Source organism: Rhizobium sp. 42MFCr.1 (assembly GCF_000377185.1).
GTDB lineage: Bacteria > Pseudomonadota > Alphaproteobacteria > Rhizobiales > Rhizobiaceae > Rhizobium > Rhizobium altiplani.
Genome location: NZ_KB897840.1, coordinates 21,316 through 37,854, shown reverse-complemented (window position 1 = coordinate 37,854; position 16,539 = coordinate 21,316). Strand labels below are relative to the sequence as shown.

Sequence of the window (16,539 nt, the reverse complement as noted above, 5' to 3'; positions counted from 1 at the left end):
ATGGTCTTGTTGCCGCTATGGGGAAATGATTGTGCGTAACCTCGAGGGGCACAAGTAGTTTTTCACGAAAAACAAGAAGAGAAATGAACAATATTTTGAGGTGTGGGGTATTTTATTCTTTGTATACGAAATGTTACTGAGTTCGGCGATTAGGAAGCTGACGTCGCTTGCGAAAACTGCGCATTGGAACCCCCGTGCGCCTCTCAGGCTAGAATACAGACGAGCTGCATCCGTCCAAATTTTATCCGTCGAGCGGGAGCCACTGTCAAGAAAAAGCCCCCGGCGCGATTAGGCGACGGGGGCTGATAGAGACTTAGAGACCCTGACCTTCGAGATAGGCCTCAAAGGCAAGGCCGAGGCGCTTGCTCGCCCAGGCAGCCAAGCGCAGCACGTAGCGCGTCAGTTCGCGAACCTCAGCGTCCTCATCGGACGTCGAGATCGGGAACGTGATTACCACACCGCGTTCCGGCTCCTCGGAACCCACCTGCATCGCAGCACGCGGATAGAGCAGCACTTCCGCCTCCGCCGTCAATTTGTCGTCGACGAGAAGGAGGCGGAGCATCCATGCGCGAGACAGCTTGAGCGGAGCCGCGCGCGGACCGGAATGCCAGTCCAGCAGACCGTAGACCGAATATTCGCGGATAACACCGCGATCGCGATCGATGGTGTCAGGACCGGCGGTACGCCAGACCTGATATTTCTCTTCACCGGGCCACTGACCGTCAGGAAGACGAGCCACTTCGCGGCGAGGGGACGGAAGCGCCGGACCGGCCGGGCGCTGGTGATATGGCGTCGACATCGTCGAACTCCTTCACAACCGGCAGAACGGTAAGCCGGAGCCCGCATTGGAACGGATTTGGTCACAATGAGAGTTGTTGCCGCTCTTTCTTTGCGATCGGGGTTCTATCGTAGCCTTGAGTGCGCCTCCTTCTATTGTCTCTGATTTCCGATCTAGCGGCAGTTTCTGAAAAACCTATTCCTCGATTATTCGGCATTTTATTGGGTTGTCGAGATTCGGGAATTTACTACCTCCGCGGGGCGACCGCAGAGGTCGTAAAGGCTTTATGTCGCCATTGCGAACTCACCGACGAAGACATCCAGGAGACGCTGCGCTTCCGCGCGAGCGGTCTCCAACTCCATCTCGGCTCTAGCGACGATTGTCACCGCCTGTTCCAGGCTGGGATGTGAGAACGGGACGCCCAACGTCTCGAACACGACGGCGATCCCGACGCCATCCGGGAATGCGACAGACACGGCGCACGGGCCAGGTTCGCGGAAAGCGTTCGGCGTCAGCATGTAGCGTCGTCGTCGAGCGTTAGACTGCGGCCGTCGATTACGTCAGCAGTGGCGCGCAGGTGATGCAATCGCAGCGCAAGCCGCAGCAGCAGCGCGGTGGCAATCTCGAGATCAGTTGCTTGTGGCTGTGGCGTCGGTGCCGAAGAGCCAGGAGTCATGCGGTAGTCCTCTCGACGGGTTTTTTAACCGGCATCCGCAAGCCGAATAGCGAGAAGAAGACTCGCTACGTATGAGGCTGTGGATGAGGATCGACGTCGACATTGGACTTCTCCGAAATATTGAGCCCGCCTTGTATCGATCGTTTCGGAATCAAACCTTGCGGATGATGTTAAAGAAAAAGACCGTCGACCTTCAGGCCGCTTTCCTTTGAAGAATTTGTTTGTCCCTGCGACGGGGACAAACAAGTGATCCCGATGTGGTGGCTGGTCCTGAAGTCTAAGATGCAACCAATCTAATGAACTTGGAATTCAACCCTTCCGGGTACGATTAATCTCCAGAATGAGGGTGATCATGGGCGACGTCGTAAAATTCCATAAGTCAGTGGTGCAGCAAGCGAAGTCGTCCGACGGCTTCGGCAAGACTCTGATCGCAGCGGTAGTCATCGCGTTCGGCGGCGGAGCGGCGGGCTACTACCTGCTCGGCGATATCCCGCTCGCGAAGGCGGCCGCAACGATTACCAAGCCTTTGACTGCTTACGGCGTCTGTTCTGGAAGCGTGCGGTATCACTGCGTCGTAGACGGCGACACCATGTGGATCGGCGGCCAGAAGGTGAGAATCGCGGATATCGATACACCGGAAGTTTCGGAGCCCCGCTGCGCGTCGGAATTGGCACTGGGTAACAAAGCGACCGCTCGCCTCGTTGAGCTTGTCAACGAGGGACCGTTCCAACTCAAGGCGTGGCCCGGCCGTGATGAAGACAAGTACGGGCGAAAACTAAAAGTCCTTGTTCGCGACGGCCGAAGCCTCGGCGATATCCTCGTAAGTGAAGGGCTTGCGCGGACGTGGACGGGACGACGACAGCCGTGGTGCTGACCACCAGTCGCTTGGAACGCCGGACGAGGCTTCGGACGAGGCATTGTCGAGATCGCGCTGTGCCCAAGCTTCGGACCACCACTCGCCCCGGTCGCAGGCTGATCAGTCGATGTCATCGTAGATATCCCACTCAAACTCATCCACTGTCCTCTGGTGCACCCGGCGTGCGTCCGCTATCTGTCTATGATGACTTTGGGCGATCGACCGTTCAATCCGCCGACGAATGAGACGGTTTTCGAACTGAATGACGCTCGATGACGTCGAGGTGTTGAGCGTGGTCGCAAGCACCGATTTGAGACCGCGCAGATATCGGAGCGCTTCCTGTCGGTCCGACTCGTCGACGATCTCCGGAAGGTGGCGCTCCAAGGCGTTATGAATAGATCGAAACAGCTGCATTGACGTCTCCCTCTCATGGTCTCCTCGACCCCGAACGATATTGTGTCCACCGGCGGAATGGGGCCAGGTCAGCCGCGGCGGCGAGCCGGCGGCAGGTCGCGAAGGATGACGGCGGCCTCATCGCCGTACTCGGGATCGTCATCGCGTGAACCTGGGCGATCCCGCCAGTTCTGCCACCCAAATGCGTGGGCAGCGCCAGCGACGAGGTCTTTGATCTCCGGCGATGGCTCAGCGTTGGCGACTGCCTGAAATTGACGGATGAAGCCGTTCCGGATTTCCATGGTAGCCAGTGGCTGGCCCTCGGGATCGCGGACGGAAAGAAACTGGACGTCAGGATCATCGAGAAGGTCGTCGTAGCTGCCTTTGCCAATGCAATGATGCATCAGGCTGCCCTCTTTGCGCAGGGCTGCGCGTGAGCAGAGCCGCACCACTATGTGGCCAGCACCGAGTTCGTACATAAAGTGTTCGTCTTGTGGACCAAGGACCAGCTCGCGCGCCATCCTGGCGTTGCGATCCCGCAAGCCCTTCGTGGCTTCGACCACCAAGCGGTCGAGCGACCCGCATTTCATGAGTTTCTTGGGGTAACCGGCTTCATCAAGGTTCCAGAGCCACGGTTCGCTCTCCGACACGGCGTTGACCAGCCAGTCAGCTATATGCCAGGCATCTATTGAGTACCAGGACATCCACAATCGAGCTCGTTGCGACCACTTGCGATCCTCGTGTCCGACACCATGCTCGGGCCAACCGTCGACGCGGTGAACGGTAGGTTTTTCGTGGTCACCAGGCGTCGTTACCCACTTTGGGTCATTCGCATCTGACCGGCGGAATTCGTTCCAGAAGATGCGGACCAGGCTGCACTCGACGAGACTGCGTATCGGAACCATGACTCTGTCTCCGAGATCGAGTTCCCCAACGAGTGCGCACTCGGCAGCGCGGTATTCCGGATGTTTATGCCGTTTTGCCATCACGCCGCTCCCGCAGGCTTCAGGCGTGGCTTGTAGCCGCGATCGCCGAGCACGCGATCGATGCGCATTTGTTCGTATTCGCCGTCACGAGTGTCGCGGACGACCTTTGCCACAAGCTGCGGATGCAGTTCCGACCAATGTGCATTGATGTCGACGAACGCCTGAAACAGCGTGCGACCACGCCTTCGATTGTCCGGCAGCTTGGCCCATGCCTGCTCGCGCAGCGCCAGCGAAGGCCACCTCAGTGCGTCTGGCGCTGGTGTGCAGTACGAAAGCGTTACGGAGCGGTACCGTGCAACACGTTCTATTTCATGCGCTAGGCAGGAGAGATCGAGATTGGCAACTTCGGCGAGGAGAAACAGGTCGGCAAGATGCTTGACCCTGTAGTCCGTCGCCGGCTGCGTGAGAACGGCAAGCCATTTTTCGGCTGCGACAGTGACAAGCGGCACGGTCTTGATGCGCAGAGGCTCGACGCCGTCGACGAACGAGGGCAGGCATGAATCGATCAGCCTTGGCGGAAACGCGTGCCGGCCGCGGGCGAGCGTCATGTCGATCACCGCATTCGCGCGGACGCCGCCGACCTTGCCGCGCACTTTATATCTCGTGACCGGGTCCCCGTATCCGACGTCGATTTCCTGCGCCTCCGGCGACACGAAGTCGAGCGTAATGCCACGAGCTTCGAGCAGCGGGGCTATGACCTTGAAGCCGTTTTGGATTTCGACATTGCTGAACCGGCGGATCGTCAAGATATCGACGTCGTCGGTCTCGCGCATCGGCTGCGGGAAGAGCGATCCGCCTTTGAGCACGATTGGAGCCGGCCCCATGCCGTAGGCCCAGACCGAGAGAATGGCGTCGCCGAGAACGCGGGCGGCCGCCTTGTCGACGTTCAGGCCGTGCGTTTTGACCGCCTTCTTGAGCTTACCGTCCAAACTTTCGTGTATCCCGGAAATTTTTGCCATCGTTCGTCCCTCAGTCGTTGAGGGGATCGTGTGTGCCGGCGATGCAAGGAACTACATCACTACGCGATTTTGCCGTCCGTCGATTCTAAAAAAGGAAGTAACGCGGAGAAGACAGCCAAAATCCGACAGGTTCAGGTCAGCTTGGGTGCGGACTTAGGGACGGCCGGTTGGGAAGTGCTGGAGACCATCGGGATCAGTTCGTCGACATCAAGACGTCGCACACGTCGACGAACCTGGCGCTCGGCCATCTTGGTTGCGTAGCCGCGGGAGACAAGGTAATTGATCGCCATGAGCTCAAAGCCGTCCGAGCGGCGGACGTCTTTCTCGGAGTCACGCTGCTCCGCCGCGTGCCGATATACGGCAAGCGCCGCCGCCAGAGCTGTGTCTACGGCATCCGCCTCAGGGCGTTGCTGGCCGCGCAGGCGCTCACGGTAACGCTCCTGAGCGGACCGCTGCACCTCGTTCCCTGGATTCCTCGCTCTCGGCATAGCCCGATTTCCTCACTACCACATCACTACGCGCTGATCATCGGCGGCGACGTCGCAAGTAACAAAAGCCCCGCCGAGGTCGACGAGCTTTTCAACTTGGGAATGGGACGCAGATGTCCCATTTGTAAATCATTCCGATTTGAAAAACTTCGGCTCGATCTTTCCGGCCTCGATCTTCTCGATTGCGACTTCGACTGCGTCTCCGAACACGGAAACTAGGACGTGGCGCACGACCTCGGCGTCGTCGCCCCCGGTTCGAAGGATGTGCAGGGCGGCATCGGTGAGGGCATCTCGAATGTGCTGGCGTGTCGCCAGGACGGTGCCACCTTCAAGCGCCGCCCCCACCTTTGCCCGTGTCGAGCGCACGGCATCGGCCTGGTACTGCTTGCGCTTCTTCGACGGCAGTTTCCGGATCGGGGTCGGGCGGTACGGTTCGTCGATCATTTCGGCGAGGAGTTGGACGGTAAGGTTCGGCATGGGCGATAGCTTCTTGCGCGAGGAATGATACTATCGTGTGTGCCTGCTTTTCTCGGCGCAAGTGTTTTTCATGTAAAACGCTCAGGGCGTTGGATTCTTACATCGCCCGTTGCTTTGCTCGACCTATCCCCAATTTCAGGTCAAAGCAGCAAAAAAGAGCGAAGCGGCACGTTCTTCCAAAATAATCCGAGTCCAGCCTAGTTCCTGCGCGCCAAGCGCAGACCTACTTAGAATCGTCGAAAAAACGCCAAAAAAGTGACAGCAAAACCCCCGAGATCAGTCGTGTTGTCAACAGCTTAAAGTCCCATAAACCCCGGACCTGTGCACAGCGCCGTATTCTTAAAATCTCATAAACCCCGGAAAATGACCTTAAAACCCACCTTTAAAAGGGCTTGGGATTTCATCGTTTATATCCTGCAAAACTTGTATCGACAGACTTAAAATTTTCTCAATGAAAACATTCGACTGCAAGTTTAAATATTAAAGATACATGTAAATATCATATTTAAAATCCCATTTCTAAGTAATAGGCGGATTTTAGCATTGACTATTGTGTCGCCGAGGGGAAATCTACTTATACACCAAAAGTAGAGGACGCCATGTACGCAAAGCCGTCAGCCCCATTCCAGCCGTCGAACCGTGGCATGGTTTCGGCCGCGCTTGAAACCAGGAAGTCTCTGTCGATCATCGCTCCACAGTCGCCGAGGCCAGCGGAAATGCTCGCTGGCGTCAGCTTCACGAGCGGGGCCGCAGACCTGACGTCTACCGACCTCGCGCTGCACGATCTCTTGATTACGAAAGCATACGAGTCGGATCGATCGATGGAGGCGACGTCGTACGAGATTCCGATGGCAGAGTGCCTCAAGTTCCTCTGGGCCGATGCTCGGAAGGAGGACGTCAATGCGTCGCTCAGACGGATGGAAACCGTCCGGCTATCGTTCTCAGGAGAAACAGGAAGATCATTCCGAGACGTGCAGATGCTGACGTCGTGGACCGCGATCGCGGGAGATAGCGTCGCCGTTGGATACCAGTTTCCTGATCCGATCAGACAGCTGATGCGCTCCATGCCCAAGTACGGCTATGTCGAGTTGGCGGCCATCGGCCAAGGCTCCATGCGGTCGAAATATTCCCAGATGCTCTACAAGCGCCTGGCGCACGAAGTCAGCCATCGGCCATGGCAGGAGGGAAGCGCCAACACCTTCACTCTCGAATTCACGCCCGCCGAACTCGCGGAGATCGTCGGGTTCAAAGCACCGGTCAAGGGTTTCTTTTCGAAGCTTCAGGAGCGTGTCATCTCGAAGTTCCCGTGGGATTTCCTCAACGTCCGGAAGTTCGAATTTAGCATTACGTACGACGGTTTGGCCGCGCCGGCTCGTGGACAGGGAAAGACGACGTCACTGATCCAGTTTCACGTCAAAGTCTACCCTGACTCGCATCACACGGTTAAAAGCGACACGCGGCCTCTCCAGGCGCTGGGTCACAAGATCGGAAAACCTGATGTTGCCAGGTACCGCATCAACTCGGTTTTCTGGCTCTCGGTCGTGAAGAAGTTCCATTCTCTCGGGCTGACGCACTTCTCGGCGCACTGGGCTTGGCAGGTCGCCTTGGACGAGGCTCTCGAACAATCTCCGTTGACGCCTGAGTACTCAACGCGCCGTTATCGCGGAACCGAGCTGCTCGGAGCCATCGACGCCAACGGCCCGGAGGCGGCCGCATGGTGTTTCTTCGCCGAAGAGTCGGAACGGGGATCGGACATCTGCAATTCCGTCCACGTTGTGAAGAAGCTTAGTAATGCCGAGCGTAACCGCATCAAGCGGCTCACCAAAAACAAGAAAAAGGGCAGGTCGAAAAAGAAGGTGCAGATCGTCGTTTCCGCTGGTCCGGAAACCGTTGCGAAGACCCCGGTAGAACCCCCGAAGGCTCACGACGAACTGCATCCGACGTTCGAAACATGCACCCACATCGACCTGGAAATTGACGAAGCCGCGACCCTGTGTGATCTCGACGACGTCATCTATCAGCACCTCGCTAGCCGTTGTTGGAACGGCGGACGGCGCATCCAGCTGCGGGCATATTTCACAGTCCCCGGTCAAAACGTCCGACAGCACTATCTGTTCACCGTCGACCCAGCCGACGAGGACGAATTGATCTACGAGCTGAGGAAGATCGACAAGTGGATCGCCGAACCCATCACGTACACGATCGTAGAAAAGAAGGCTGCCTGAGATGACGCGCAAAATCGCCGAAGATCATAGGCTCTACGACAAATCGCACCGTGCTATCGTTCTGACGGCAGAGGCGAGGTTGACTATCCCGGATGGTGCGAAAGTCACCCGCGCGGTCACCGATTATCTCGAATCTGCTTTGGATGCCGGTGAATTGCTGCCCGTCTGGATTCGGTTTGCCGATCTCGAGGACCGAGAAATCTTTGACCTTCAACCGTTCCTTGCACCGCTGGATCGAGATTTCCTCACCGGCCTCATCCTAGCGATCGATGGTGTCGACAAGCACATGACGGTGTCCTCGTTCAGCTACAAAGCTCGCCAGTTTCCGAAGAAAGAGAGAAAAAGGGCAACAGGCAGACCGCTGCGTTGCAACGACGGAGAAGGAGCTGCCGCAAAAGCCTCGGGCATTGCAATCCCAGACCCCAACCGCTTGCCGCTTAACCTTCGGTTTATGGCTTGCGATGAGGCAATGACGGAGGCCCGGAAGCTCGGCGAAGTTTTCGACCGCTGGCCCTTCTTCGGGTTCTGCCGAGACGACCTGAAGGCATGGTCGGAGAAACTCGTTGCCGAGTTCGCCGATCGATATCCCTACCTCGCGGAAGCCGACAAGGCGCTCGACGGGGCGTTGACGGAAGCCATCAGGGAGCTGGGAAAACACCCGTATCAGAAACCGTTCGAACTACGTCGGTTCTGGCTATCGGTGCGGCATGGCGGGGTGAAATCCTGGAAGCAGCTGGCCAACGAACTCCTATACGAGATCGCAAAAGGTGCGGGAAATCCCTTCAGACACTACGAAGAGATGGAAGCTCCCACGACGGCGGCCGCCTTTCTTAACCGTGATGATCGTCCACCCAGAAACCGCGCTTTCATGACGCGATACGCTCGATTTTCGAAATCGAGCGTAAGCATTCCTTCCCGCGTTGACAATGAGATGCGTGCCCGGCATGGTTGCGCAGATCGAACTGGAGCCGACTGAAATGAGCCGACTGCGAATACGCCAATAGCCGCCACGAGCGCCCATTCCGGGCGCACAGCTATTGGTTTTTGCAGGAGGCTCTATGGCTCAGAAAAGCCGGCCAGACTTTGAGCGCATCGTCGCTCGTCTTCACATCGACCGTATCGTAGCCTCGCTGGGCGACAGACCGCGCGGCATTCACCTCATCATCGTGCCAGCGACGACCGACGCCGCAATCTGGGAAGACGAAGGTTATCTCGCGGTGCGTGACCTGGCATCCGCGCGCAAACTTGACGTTCAAGACTTCGTTGACGACACCGACGGCGAAGTCTTGATCAGCGTCTCCAAATTGAAGCCGGGCCACGGAATTGACGTCGGCCTTAGCTCAACGCCGGCCGCGGCGCTCCTCATTTTCGCAAACGCCAGTGATGCTACGCACCCGACAGGGGCGCTTGCTGACGGCATTGTCGAAGCTGAATTCGCGAGCGACATCGTTGTCGAGGCGGCAGCGCGATTTGGACGTGTGATCAGCCATGTCGAGGCCGAGATGCTGATCGGATTGCCGTGGCGTCGCCGCCGCTTGGCCCTTCTGTCGCCTCGGCCGATCAAAGAGACCCGTCGACTGCACATGGAAGTCGCTGCCGCCGAAGCAGAGGCTGACGAAAAGGAAGCCAAGGCCAAGACTAAAACTCTCCCGCGCAATGTGCCTGACGTCACCCCACTCGAGGAACTCGTTGGCTACGGCGCTGCCAAGGATTGGGGCTTGGAACTCAAGCGCGATATCGACGACTGGCGCGCCGGTCGTATCGCGTGGACCGATGTCGATGGTGCAGTTCTTCTCTCGGGCCCTCCAGGCGTCGGAAAGACGACGTTTGCTTCGGCTATCGCGCGGTCGCTGGATGCGCACCTTGTTATCGGTGGTTATGCAAGTTGGATTTCCCATGGGGAAGGACACCAAGGCGATCTCATCAAAGCGATGCGCCAATCTTTCGATGAAGCCCGCGCCTGTGCGCCATCGGTCATTCTCGTTGACGAAGCGGACGCCTTTGTCCAGCGCGGTTCCATCGGCAACGGTAAAGCGGATGAGTGGATGCGCGGTGTCGTCAATGCCTTGTTGGAATGCATGGACGGCGCACTGGAGCGCGAAGGCGTCATCGTCGTCGCCGCCGCTAATGACGTTTCTGGTGTCGATCAGGCGCTGCGCCGTTCAGGCCGTCTCGACCGACACATCGAACTCGGACTCCCCGACGCCGGGGATCGTGTTTCGATCCTTGAGCAGCATTTGGGCACCGAGTTGCCGCCCTTGAGCGTCGTTCGCGATCGCTCGGCAGGCATGTCCGGCGCTGACCTCGAACGTGCAGCGCGGGAAGCCCGACGGCTGGCTCGTCGCGACGGTGTCACTGTCAACATCAAGCATGTCCTGCGGACGCTGCCGAAACGCGAACGTCGGTCGAGAAACGAGATTCATACCTTGGCCGTCCACGAGGCAGCGCATGCGATCGTTGCCGCGGCACTCGGCACAACGGTCCTTGAAGTTATGATCGATAAGGAACGCAACGTCGACGCGGAGATCGCCGGCGTCGCAATCCTTCGTCACCGCGAAGGGCCCCGGGATATTCAATGGCACATGGACCGCACCGCGCAGCTCCTCGCAGGGGTGGCAGGCGAGCGCATGGTCCTCGGTTCCCATTCTGATGGTTGCGTCGCGGACCTCGCCGAAGCCTCCAACGTGGCGACTTTCATTCTCTCGTCTGTTGGCATGGGTGGGACACTTGTTTCCGAAGGACATCGCGATCCCGTCGCGCTGACCCAAGCACGCAGCTTCGATCCGCTGCTTCGTCGACGCGTGGAAGATGTGCTTCAAGACCAGATCGAACGTGCGCGGTCGATCCTCGAAGAGAATTACTGTGCGTTTGACGAGGTGGTCCAACTCCTTCGACTTCGCGGTCAGCTCGATGGATCGGAGGTTCACGAAGCACTCGATGCCTACCGGCCGCAGCCTCAACAGCTTTCGCTCGCGATCTAGGAGGGACAGATGATCTTCGTGAAAAAATTCTATGTCGCTGACACTCACCTGGGTCACGAGCGCATGCTCAGCATGCAGCCCAGACCGTTTGCGTCGATCGAGGAGCATGACGAATACATGGTGACGGCTTGGAACTCGGTCGTCGGCGAGGACGATTTCGTCTATCATTTGGGCGACTTCGCATTCAATTTGAGCCGCGACGCCGACCGTATCCAGGACATTTTCGGGCGGCTCAAGGGGCGCAAGCACCTTGTCATCGGCAACCATGACGTCGGCAAAAAGGGCGATCTTCATCCGACTCTGGCGTCGCTGGACTGGGCGGCGCGGCCAGAGCATGCTCTGCGAACGAGCGATGGCGGCCGCGACCTATGGCTTTCGCATTACGCTGCCCGATCATGGCCGAGCCAGCACTACGGCTCTTTTCACTTTTACGGTCACTCCCACGGCAAGCTGCCGGGGGTAGGGCGATCGCGCGACGTCGGCGTCGACATGCCTGACGTCCTATTTCAACCGCGGACGTTTGCCGAGTTGACCGGAGGAATGATCTGATGACGGCTGGCGAACTCAATATCATCTACGGAGCTGTGATCTTCCCAGGTGCCCGGGTAACTGTACCGGCCGCCTGGATGCCCGCGATCTACGACGCGTTGGCGTCGTTCCGCGATCTTCCAGCGTCAGTCCGATCATTTGTGATCGTCACCGGCATCTACGAATCCAACGGCCATCTGCTTGTCGAAGTCGCATCGGTGCCGGGTGCTATGCCCGAAGGCGGGATGGCGCGCATCGAGGAAATTGTGCAGAACGCGCGCGACGCGGCCCGCAGAGGGATGCATTGAGATGGTGGAAGGCGATCTCGATCACGACCAACGAACTCGACGGTCGGGAGAAATCAGATCGGCTGCGCTCGCGTATGTTCGCGAGTGCAGCAGTCGGGGCAAGGTGGTCGACCTCGCCGAGTTCACTAGGCAGCGATGGCCCCGTGACGGAGCCGCTAAACTCGGCGTAATGACGCGGGCGCTAGCCGACGACGTCAGAAGCGGCGTTCCTGTCGTCGACGTCGGGAGGCGTACGAGCTGCCAGGGTGGTCGCGCAGCGCTTCATCGGGGAGTCAGGCTACCAGGCGCTCTACGATGTTCTCCAACGTCACTCCATGCTCCCGGGCTTCACTCCGCTGGAGATTGGTCAGTGGGTGGGGGAAGGCCGACTGTCCGCTGAACGCGCTGTCGAAATCCTCGGCGTCGCGGTAGACGAAATTGAAGACCTGATGACAAATTCCCGCGAGCGCGACGCTTAATGCAAGAACTCGTGCTCGTGCTCGACATGGTTGAGTTCGTGAATTTCAATATTTTGGGGTTTTGACATCGGGTTAATGAAAGACGTCAAATTTTAACAATAACTAAGGTGCTGAATAAATTAATTAAAGAACTCGATTGCAGCACTTCATCACGTTTCGCATTCACCGCGTATAAGTTGCAAAATAGTTGTTGACATGATGCGACGAGATCGTGCTTTTGCGCTGACAGAAACGACGTGGAGCGCGGCATTTGGGAAAGAATAACGAACTGGATCACCTGAGTGACGCCGAGATGAGCCGACGTCTGATGGCGGATATCGACGAACTCATTGTGGAGCACGAACTGTACTGCGACTCTGCGAGCCGCAAGCTCGCATCGGCTGTGGATCACCTGCTGATGGAGGCGATGGGTATGATGCCCCGGCCTTTCGACGAGGATACCCGATTTAGCCTGGCCAATGCGATCTATCTGCCGATTGTCGGTGGGGAGGTGCTTCGCAATGGGCAGCGGCTCGCAAGTCCGACGTTCAAGGTTAGCACTCTGGAGCGCGCAATCAGATGTGGACATCTGGCCGGCAGGAAGGAGGCCAACAAATGGACGGTATCGATTCGTGAACTTGCGGATTGGCTATCTCTGGGCGCTTCCTCTGAGCCAATCAGGAAGGTTAGTCAGCCCCGTACGGAGGCAGCCATCAGTGCCCGTGACAATGAACGGAAGATCGGTGCCGCGCAGACTGCCATGTCAAAGATCGACGCACTGATGAACAAGACCAAAGCGAAGAAGAAGTAGGAGATCGAACGTGGGAAGGCCGCGCAAAGGTGCCAGAGAGTGGCATGACAAATCTACGGACAAGTACTTCATCCGAGACATCGACTCCGAAGGAAACGAAGTCAAGTTCTCGCTCGGTTTTGGCAAGAAGGACCCTGATCACCGAGCAAAGATCGAAGTTGCCCTGTCTCGGTACATCAGCGAGAAGCACGCAAAGACCAACGAAAAGGTCAAAATCAAGAACCAGGATACGGCGGACGTCCTCGTAGCCGACGTCGTCAATCTGTATGTCGATGTCAGGATCGAGAACTTCGTTCCGGGCATCGACATCAAGAAGAAGGAGGTCGCGAGACCTCATGAGACGCTGAGCCGCCTGCGGACGATTGTTGAGCATTTCGGTGAGATGTCACTGGACGACCTCGACATCGGGGCTCGTGACGAGTTTGTCCGTTTCCTGAGAGATCGGACGCGACAGCGCGCTCGAGAGGCTCACGCCAAAAAGCTAGCGGCATATTTGGAGGCGAAGAAGAAATGGGATGCTGCCGAAGCCGCTCGAGTCGCCAGCGGCCGCACTTATCGGGAGATCAAGCGGAAGCTTCCCGACAATCCCGGCACCTTCGACGTAAATAGCGTCGAGTTTGCCGCACAGTCAGCGCGGCGATATCTCCAGGATTTGAATGCCGCGCTAACCTGCGCGCACGAGCGCCGGCTCACAAAAGTGCACGTGAAAATCCCGCTGACTGGCAAGTACGAGGCGCGCACGACTGTATTCGATGAGAAACAGGTAGCCAGGCTCTATCTCCATGCCCACTTCAAACGTGGACAGGGCTGGGTGGACGGGAAGCCGAAAAAGGAAGTGTTTATCTGGCGTCATCTGGCGAGGTTCATTCTGCTCGCGTTTTTCACGGGTTCGCGAAAGACGAAGGTATCTCTGGCCAGCTTCCGGAACGAAGGCGACCGGCCGTGGATTGAGGTGCGGAAGGTGATGAACCCAGCCACGAGGCGCATGGAATGGAAAGCGTGGCTCCACAGGCTTGGTGAGGACGAGGTCGAGTACGATAACAAAAAGGCTCCAAAGATCGAGCTTCCTCCGATCCTAACTCGTTTCTGCGTGAAGTGGAAAAAGCAGGGGATCATCTATCCCTGCATGTATCCCTACAGCAGCAACGACAAGGAGGAGCCGGGCGAGATCGCACGGGCGATGCGCAAATGCTTCCGTGAGGTACTGGGCGAGGATACCGATGCGGTTATCCATACCTTCCGGCACACAGCGGCGACCATGTTGGTCAGGCAGCCTAAGCTGACCCTAATCGCGATCGCGGGCTATCTGGGGATGACCGTCGAGACGCTGGTAAACACCTATGCCAAGGTCGAGGAGAAGGACCTCAAGACGGTCACGGACGCCTTCGCCGGTATGGGAGATTTCACCGTGAAATGGGGCGAAGCCATCGGACAGGAACTGACAGAAACGGACAGAAACCAAATTGCTCCGTTTGCCTTGGAATCGCCCGAAAACGGAAAAAACGTAATGAGGTCAATTATCAATGGGCTGAAACAGGCGGCGTAGCTAGTTCGGCCACCACGTTCGGGACGTGGGGGTCGAGTGTTCGAATCACTCCACTCCGACCAGCCGAAACCCCTGCTCTGCAGGGGTTTTTCATTTGTGCCAATGGACGCACAAAAACCTCACCGACAGATTCAGCAATTGATTGGAATTCCAATCCGTCGGAAAGCCGTCGGCGGCTACAAATTCTCGACTGTGGTTCGCTTAAGCCGACGGCGAAGACAAACGCGCCGCCGCCGCCGACTCGCGGAAAGAGCAACTCGAAATGCCGTCATCTCTGTTGGCTGGACAGGTGGGAGGTTGGGCGGCGATTTGGGGACGAGTGATAATTGAAACGCTGATGCCGAAGCTCCGTTGTACGAGCTGTGGAAATGTGGGGTGCATCTCCAGTGGATCTTGGCTCTTTACTTTGTGTCCATCCGAATTACGCGTCCGGAAGCCGTAACTGTGCATTCTAGAGTGTAATGTCGGGTGGCGATCGTCAGAAGCCAGGTGGGACCGGTCCGCTCGGCTGCCTTGACGACGTTCGTTCCCTCTCGAGGGCTCTGATATCGATCGGCCCGTCGGCTGCACGCGCGCAAAGCGCGAGCCGGAACGTTGCTCAAGTCCGGCGATCCGGCGGAAGCTTCGCCGCATGCAGACGGCTTCAATTGATCGATACGCGAGTAGCGGCCAAACGACACGCGTACATCGACACACGTGCCCGTCTTGTCGTTCCACCAAGTGCTGCTCCTGACGTGTCGGTAGCCACGGGCTTGCATCTTGGACGCAGCGTCCGTCGCGCGAGTACCGACGAGATCGACGATATCACTGGGCGCGGCGGCGAAAGCAAAAATAGAAAACGAGCAAAAGATGGCCGCAAGGCCGACTATCCTCTTCACGAAATCCTCCTTGAAACGAGCCTCTGAAGACCATCGCTTTGCCATCCGCGGTCAAGCGGGTGCCTGGAACAGTAGCCGCAATAGTCGGTAGAGAACATGTCTTCTGGGTGGAGCGGACCACAAACGAGACCAACGGTTAAGTACGCAACAGTAAATTTACGGCTCGTGAAGATCCACGATATCTCGGGATTTCTCGGGACGAGCCTGGGAGTCCTAGAGCGGTCTACGGCAAACACCGGATCCGCCATCAAAAGGAATTGACTTGGCTGTCACTAAGGGCCGGGTCGGGCGGGAGGTTTTCGATGTCCAGCCGAAAAGCCGCGGAGGCGGGCTTTTTTCTTACGCCGCCATTTAGCTTCCTTGCTGTGAACAACACAACTACAGCCTCTGGAACATTCAGCCGAAAGGTCGCATCGGCGTCGCTGTCGCAAACGGAGGCTTAGATGTCGTATTTCGGTATCCATAAAAATAAGCGAGAACTAAAGTACACAGCTTCACATAAAGATATATCAGACAAGCGCGCTTCGGCGGGCGGGGAACAGTGCATGAAGACCTCAGAATACAAAGCTGCGGTTGCCGTCACGGGACTGAGCGCCGCTGGTGTCCAAAAGCTCTTTGGTGTCGATCAGACGACGACACGTCGCTGGGCGTCGGGTGAAACCGAAGTACCGCGCGCGGTCGGCCTGTGCCTGCTGTTGATGGCGTCGGCAAACGTGTCCGTCGCGCAGGCTGAGATCTTGGCCGATGACACCGATGTCAGGCTTGCCAGGATCGCGTAAGACGGCTTGCCCAATCATTTCAGCAATCGGATGCAGCACCCGTAGTGGCCAGGGTCCCCGACCCTCGGGCCCGGCTACGGACGCACAGCCCCCTTTGCTTCGATCCGGCACCGCTGGTGCAGCGGCTGTTCCGGCTTCGAGCGCGCTAAGCTCCGAGAATGGCATCGATTTCGGCAATCAGGGTCGCATAGGTCTCGATATGCCGATAATACTCGTTGCGGATCTGCTCGGTGATATCGGAGAGCGGCCCGCCACCCTCCGCGCGGAAGTGTTTGACGTCGTTCTCGGACATGGATTTGAGATTGTCCTCGTATTCCTTGACCCTCTGAACATAGTCTTCCCGAAGTTTTTCCAGACTCATCGATCCCTCCTGAGCTAGCGAGGCACCGCGGACAGTCTGCCGCGGCGACGGCAATCTAAAGGTTGCCTAGAA

19 protein-coding genes are annotated in these 16,539 nt (G+C 57.7%); 10 read left to right on the top strand and 9 right to left on the bottom strand.

The genetic code is table 11. The features are described 5' to 3' along the window. Window positions 1-313: 313 nt before the first annotated feature. The 3 genes from C934_RS0120490 to C934_RS34740 all read right to left on the bottom strand — a co-directional run bounded on the left by C934_RS0120490 (window position 314) and on the right by C934_RS34740 (window position 1,454). Window positions 314-799: a hypothetical protein gene (locus tag C934_RS0120490; protein WP_018858495.1), complete on the bottom strand. Its 486-nt coding sequence runs from the start codon at window positions 797-799 to the stop codon at window positions 314-316. A 263-nt stretch (window positions 800-1,062) separates the two neighbouring features. Next, window positions 1,063-1,296, bottom strand: a complete 234-nt coding sequence (locus C934_RS0120485) for a hypothetical protein (RefSeq protein ID WP_018858494.1) — start codon at window positions 1,294-1,296, stop codon at window positions 1,063-1,065. After that, window positions 1,290-1,454, bottom strand: a complete 165-nt coding sequence (locus tag C934_RS34740) for a hypothetical protein (RefSeq protein ID WP_018858493.1) — start codon at window positions 1,452-1,454, stop codon at window positions 1,290-1,292. The genes C934_RS0120485 and C934_RS34740 overlap by 7 nt, the downstream gene beginning before the upstream one ends. A 352-nt stretch (window positions 1,455-1,806) precedes the next feature. Between C934_RS34740 and C934_RS0120475 the strand changes: the two genes are divergently transcribed. Next, window positions 1,807-2,328: a thermonuclease family protein gene (locus C934_RS0120475; RefSeq protein ID WP_198011826.1), complete on the top strand. Its 522-nt coding sequence runs from the start codon at window positions 1,807-1,809 to the stop codon at window positions 2,326-2,328. A 102-nt stretch (window positions 2,329-2,430) separates the two neighbouring features. Here C934_RS0120475 and C934_RS0120470 read toward each other — a convergent pair whose 3' ends face one another. The 5 genes from C934_RS0120470 to C934_RS0120450 form a co-directional block, all read right to left on the bottom strand. Further along, window positions 2,431-2,724: a hypothetical protein gene (locus tag C934_RS0120470; protein ID WP_018858490.1), complete on the bottom strand. Its 294-nt coding sequence runs from the start codon at window positions 2,722-2,724 to the stop codon at window positions 2,431-2,433. A gap of 68 nt (window positions 2,725-2,792) precedes the next feature. Continuing rightward, window positions 2,793-3,689, bottom strand: coding sequence for a PcfJ domain-containing protein (locus C934_RS0120465; RefSeq protein ID WP_037090095.1), 897 nt, complete (start codon window positions 3,687-3,689; stop codon window positions 2,793-2,795). Continuing rightward, on the bottom strand, window positions 3,689-4,648 hold the full coding sequence (locus C934_RS0120460; protein WP_018858488.1) for a nucleotidyl transferase AbiEii/AbiGii toxin family protein: 960 nt from the start codon (window positions 4,646-4,648) through the stop codon (window positions 3,689-3,691). Before C934_RS0120460 ends, C934_RS0120465 begins: the two co-directional genes overlap by 1 nt. A gap of 131 nt (window positions 4,649-4,779) precedes the next feature. Next, window positions 4,780-5,136, bottom strand: a complete 357-nt coding sequence (locus C934_RS0120455) for a hypothetical protein (RefSeq protein ID WP_018858487.1) — start codon at window positions 5,134-5,136, stop codon at window positions 4,780-4,782. A 129-nt stretch (window positions 5,137-5,265) separates the two neighbouring features. Continuing rightward, on the bottom strand, window positions 5,266-5,613 hold the full coding sequence (locus tag C934_RS0120450; protein ID WP_018858486.1) for a hypothetical protein: 348 nt from the start codon (window positions 5,611-5,613) through the stop codon (window positions 5,266-5,268). 599 nt (window positions 5,614-6,212) lie between these two features. On the opposite strand from C934_RS0120450, the gene C934_RS0120445 reads away from it, so the two are divergent. The 9 genes from C934_RS0120445 (at window position 6,213) to C934_RS0120395 (ending at window position 16,106) form a co-directional block, all read left to right on the top strand. Beyond that, complete coding sequence (locus C934_RS0120445; RefSeq protein ID WP_018858485.1) at window positions 6,213-7,838, top strand: RepB family plasmid replication initiator protein; 1,626 nt, start codon at window positions 6,213-6,215, stop codon at window positions 7,836-7,838. 1 nt (window position 7,839) lies between these two features. Further along, the gene (locus C934_RS0120440; protein WP_018858484.1) at window positions 7,840-8,814 is read left to right on the top strand and encodes a hypothetical protein; all 975 of its coding nucleotides are present in this window, start codon (window positions 7,840-7,842) and stop codon (window positions 8,812-8,814) included. A gap of 82 nt (window positions 8,815-8,896) precedes the next feature. Next, entirely contained in the window at window positions 8,897-10,819 is a 1,923-nt protein-coding gene (locus C934_RS0120435; protein WP_018858483.1) for an AAA family ATPase, read from the top strand. Window positions 10,820-10,828: 9 nt separating this feature from the next. Then, window positions 10,829-11,368: a hypothetical protein gene (locus tag C934_RS0120430; RefSeq protein WP_018858482.1), complete on the top strand. Its 540-nt coding sequence runs from the start codon at window positions 10,829-10,831 to the stop codon at window positions 11,366-11,368. Continuing rightward, window positions 11,368-11,655: a hypothetical protein gene (locus tag C934_RS0120425; protein WP_018858481.1), complete on the top strand. Its 288-nt coding sequence runs from the start codon at window positions 11,368-11,370 to the stop codon at window positions 11,653-11,655. The genes C934_RS0120430 and C934_RS0120425 overlap by 1 nt, the downstream gene beginning before the upstream one ends. Before the next feature lie 245 nt (window positions 11,656-11,900). Further along, the gene (locus tag C934_RS35225) at window positions 11,901-12,113 is read left to right on the top strand and encodes a hypothetical protein (protein WP_018858480.1); all 213 of its coding nucleotides are present in this window, start codon (window positions 11,901-11,903) and stop codon (window positions 12,111-12,113) included. 250 nt (window positions 12,114-12,363) lie between these two features. Further along, a complete protein-coding gene (locus C934_RS0120415; RefSeq protein ID WP_018858479.1) occupies window positions 12,364-12,903 on the top strand; it encodes a hypothetical protein in 540 nt (179 codons plus the stop codon). 10 nt (window positions 12,904-12,913) lie between these two features. Further along, window positions 12,914-14,449 carry a hypothetical protein gene (locus tag C934_RS33840; protein ID WP_026371961.1) on the top strand — a complete coding sequence of 512 codons (1,536 nt, stop codon included), beginning with the start codon at window positions 12,914-12,916 and terminating at the stop codon, window positions 14,447-14,449. Between the two features lie 1,423 nt (window positions 14,450-15,872). Further along, window positions 15,873-16,106, top strand: coding sequence for a hypothetical protein (locus C934_RS0120395; protein WP_018858477.1), 234 nt, complete (start codon window positions 15,873-15,875; stop codon window positions 16,104-16,106). Between the two features lie 145 nt (window positions 16,107-16,251). On the opposite strand, the gene C934_RS0120390 is transcribed toward C934_RS0120395, so the two are convergent. After that, the gene (locus tag C934_RS0120390) at window positions 16,252-16,467 is read right to left on the bottom strand and encodes a hypothetical protein (protein ID WP_018116466.1); all 216 of its coding nucleotides are present in this window, start codon (window positions 16,465-16,467) and stop codon (window positions 16,252-16,254) included. Window positions 16,468-16,539: the final 72 nt, after the last annotated feature.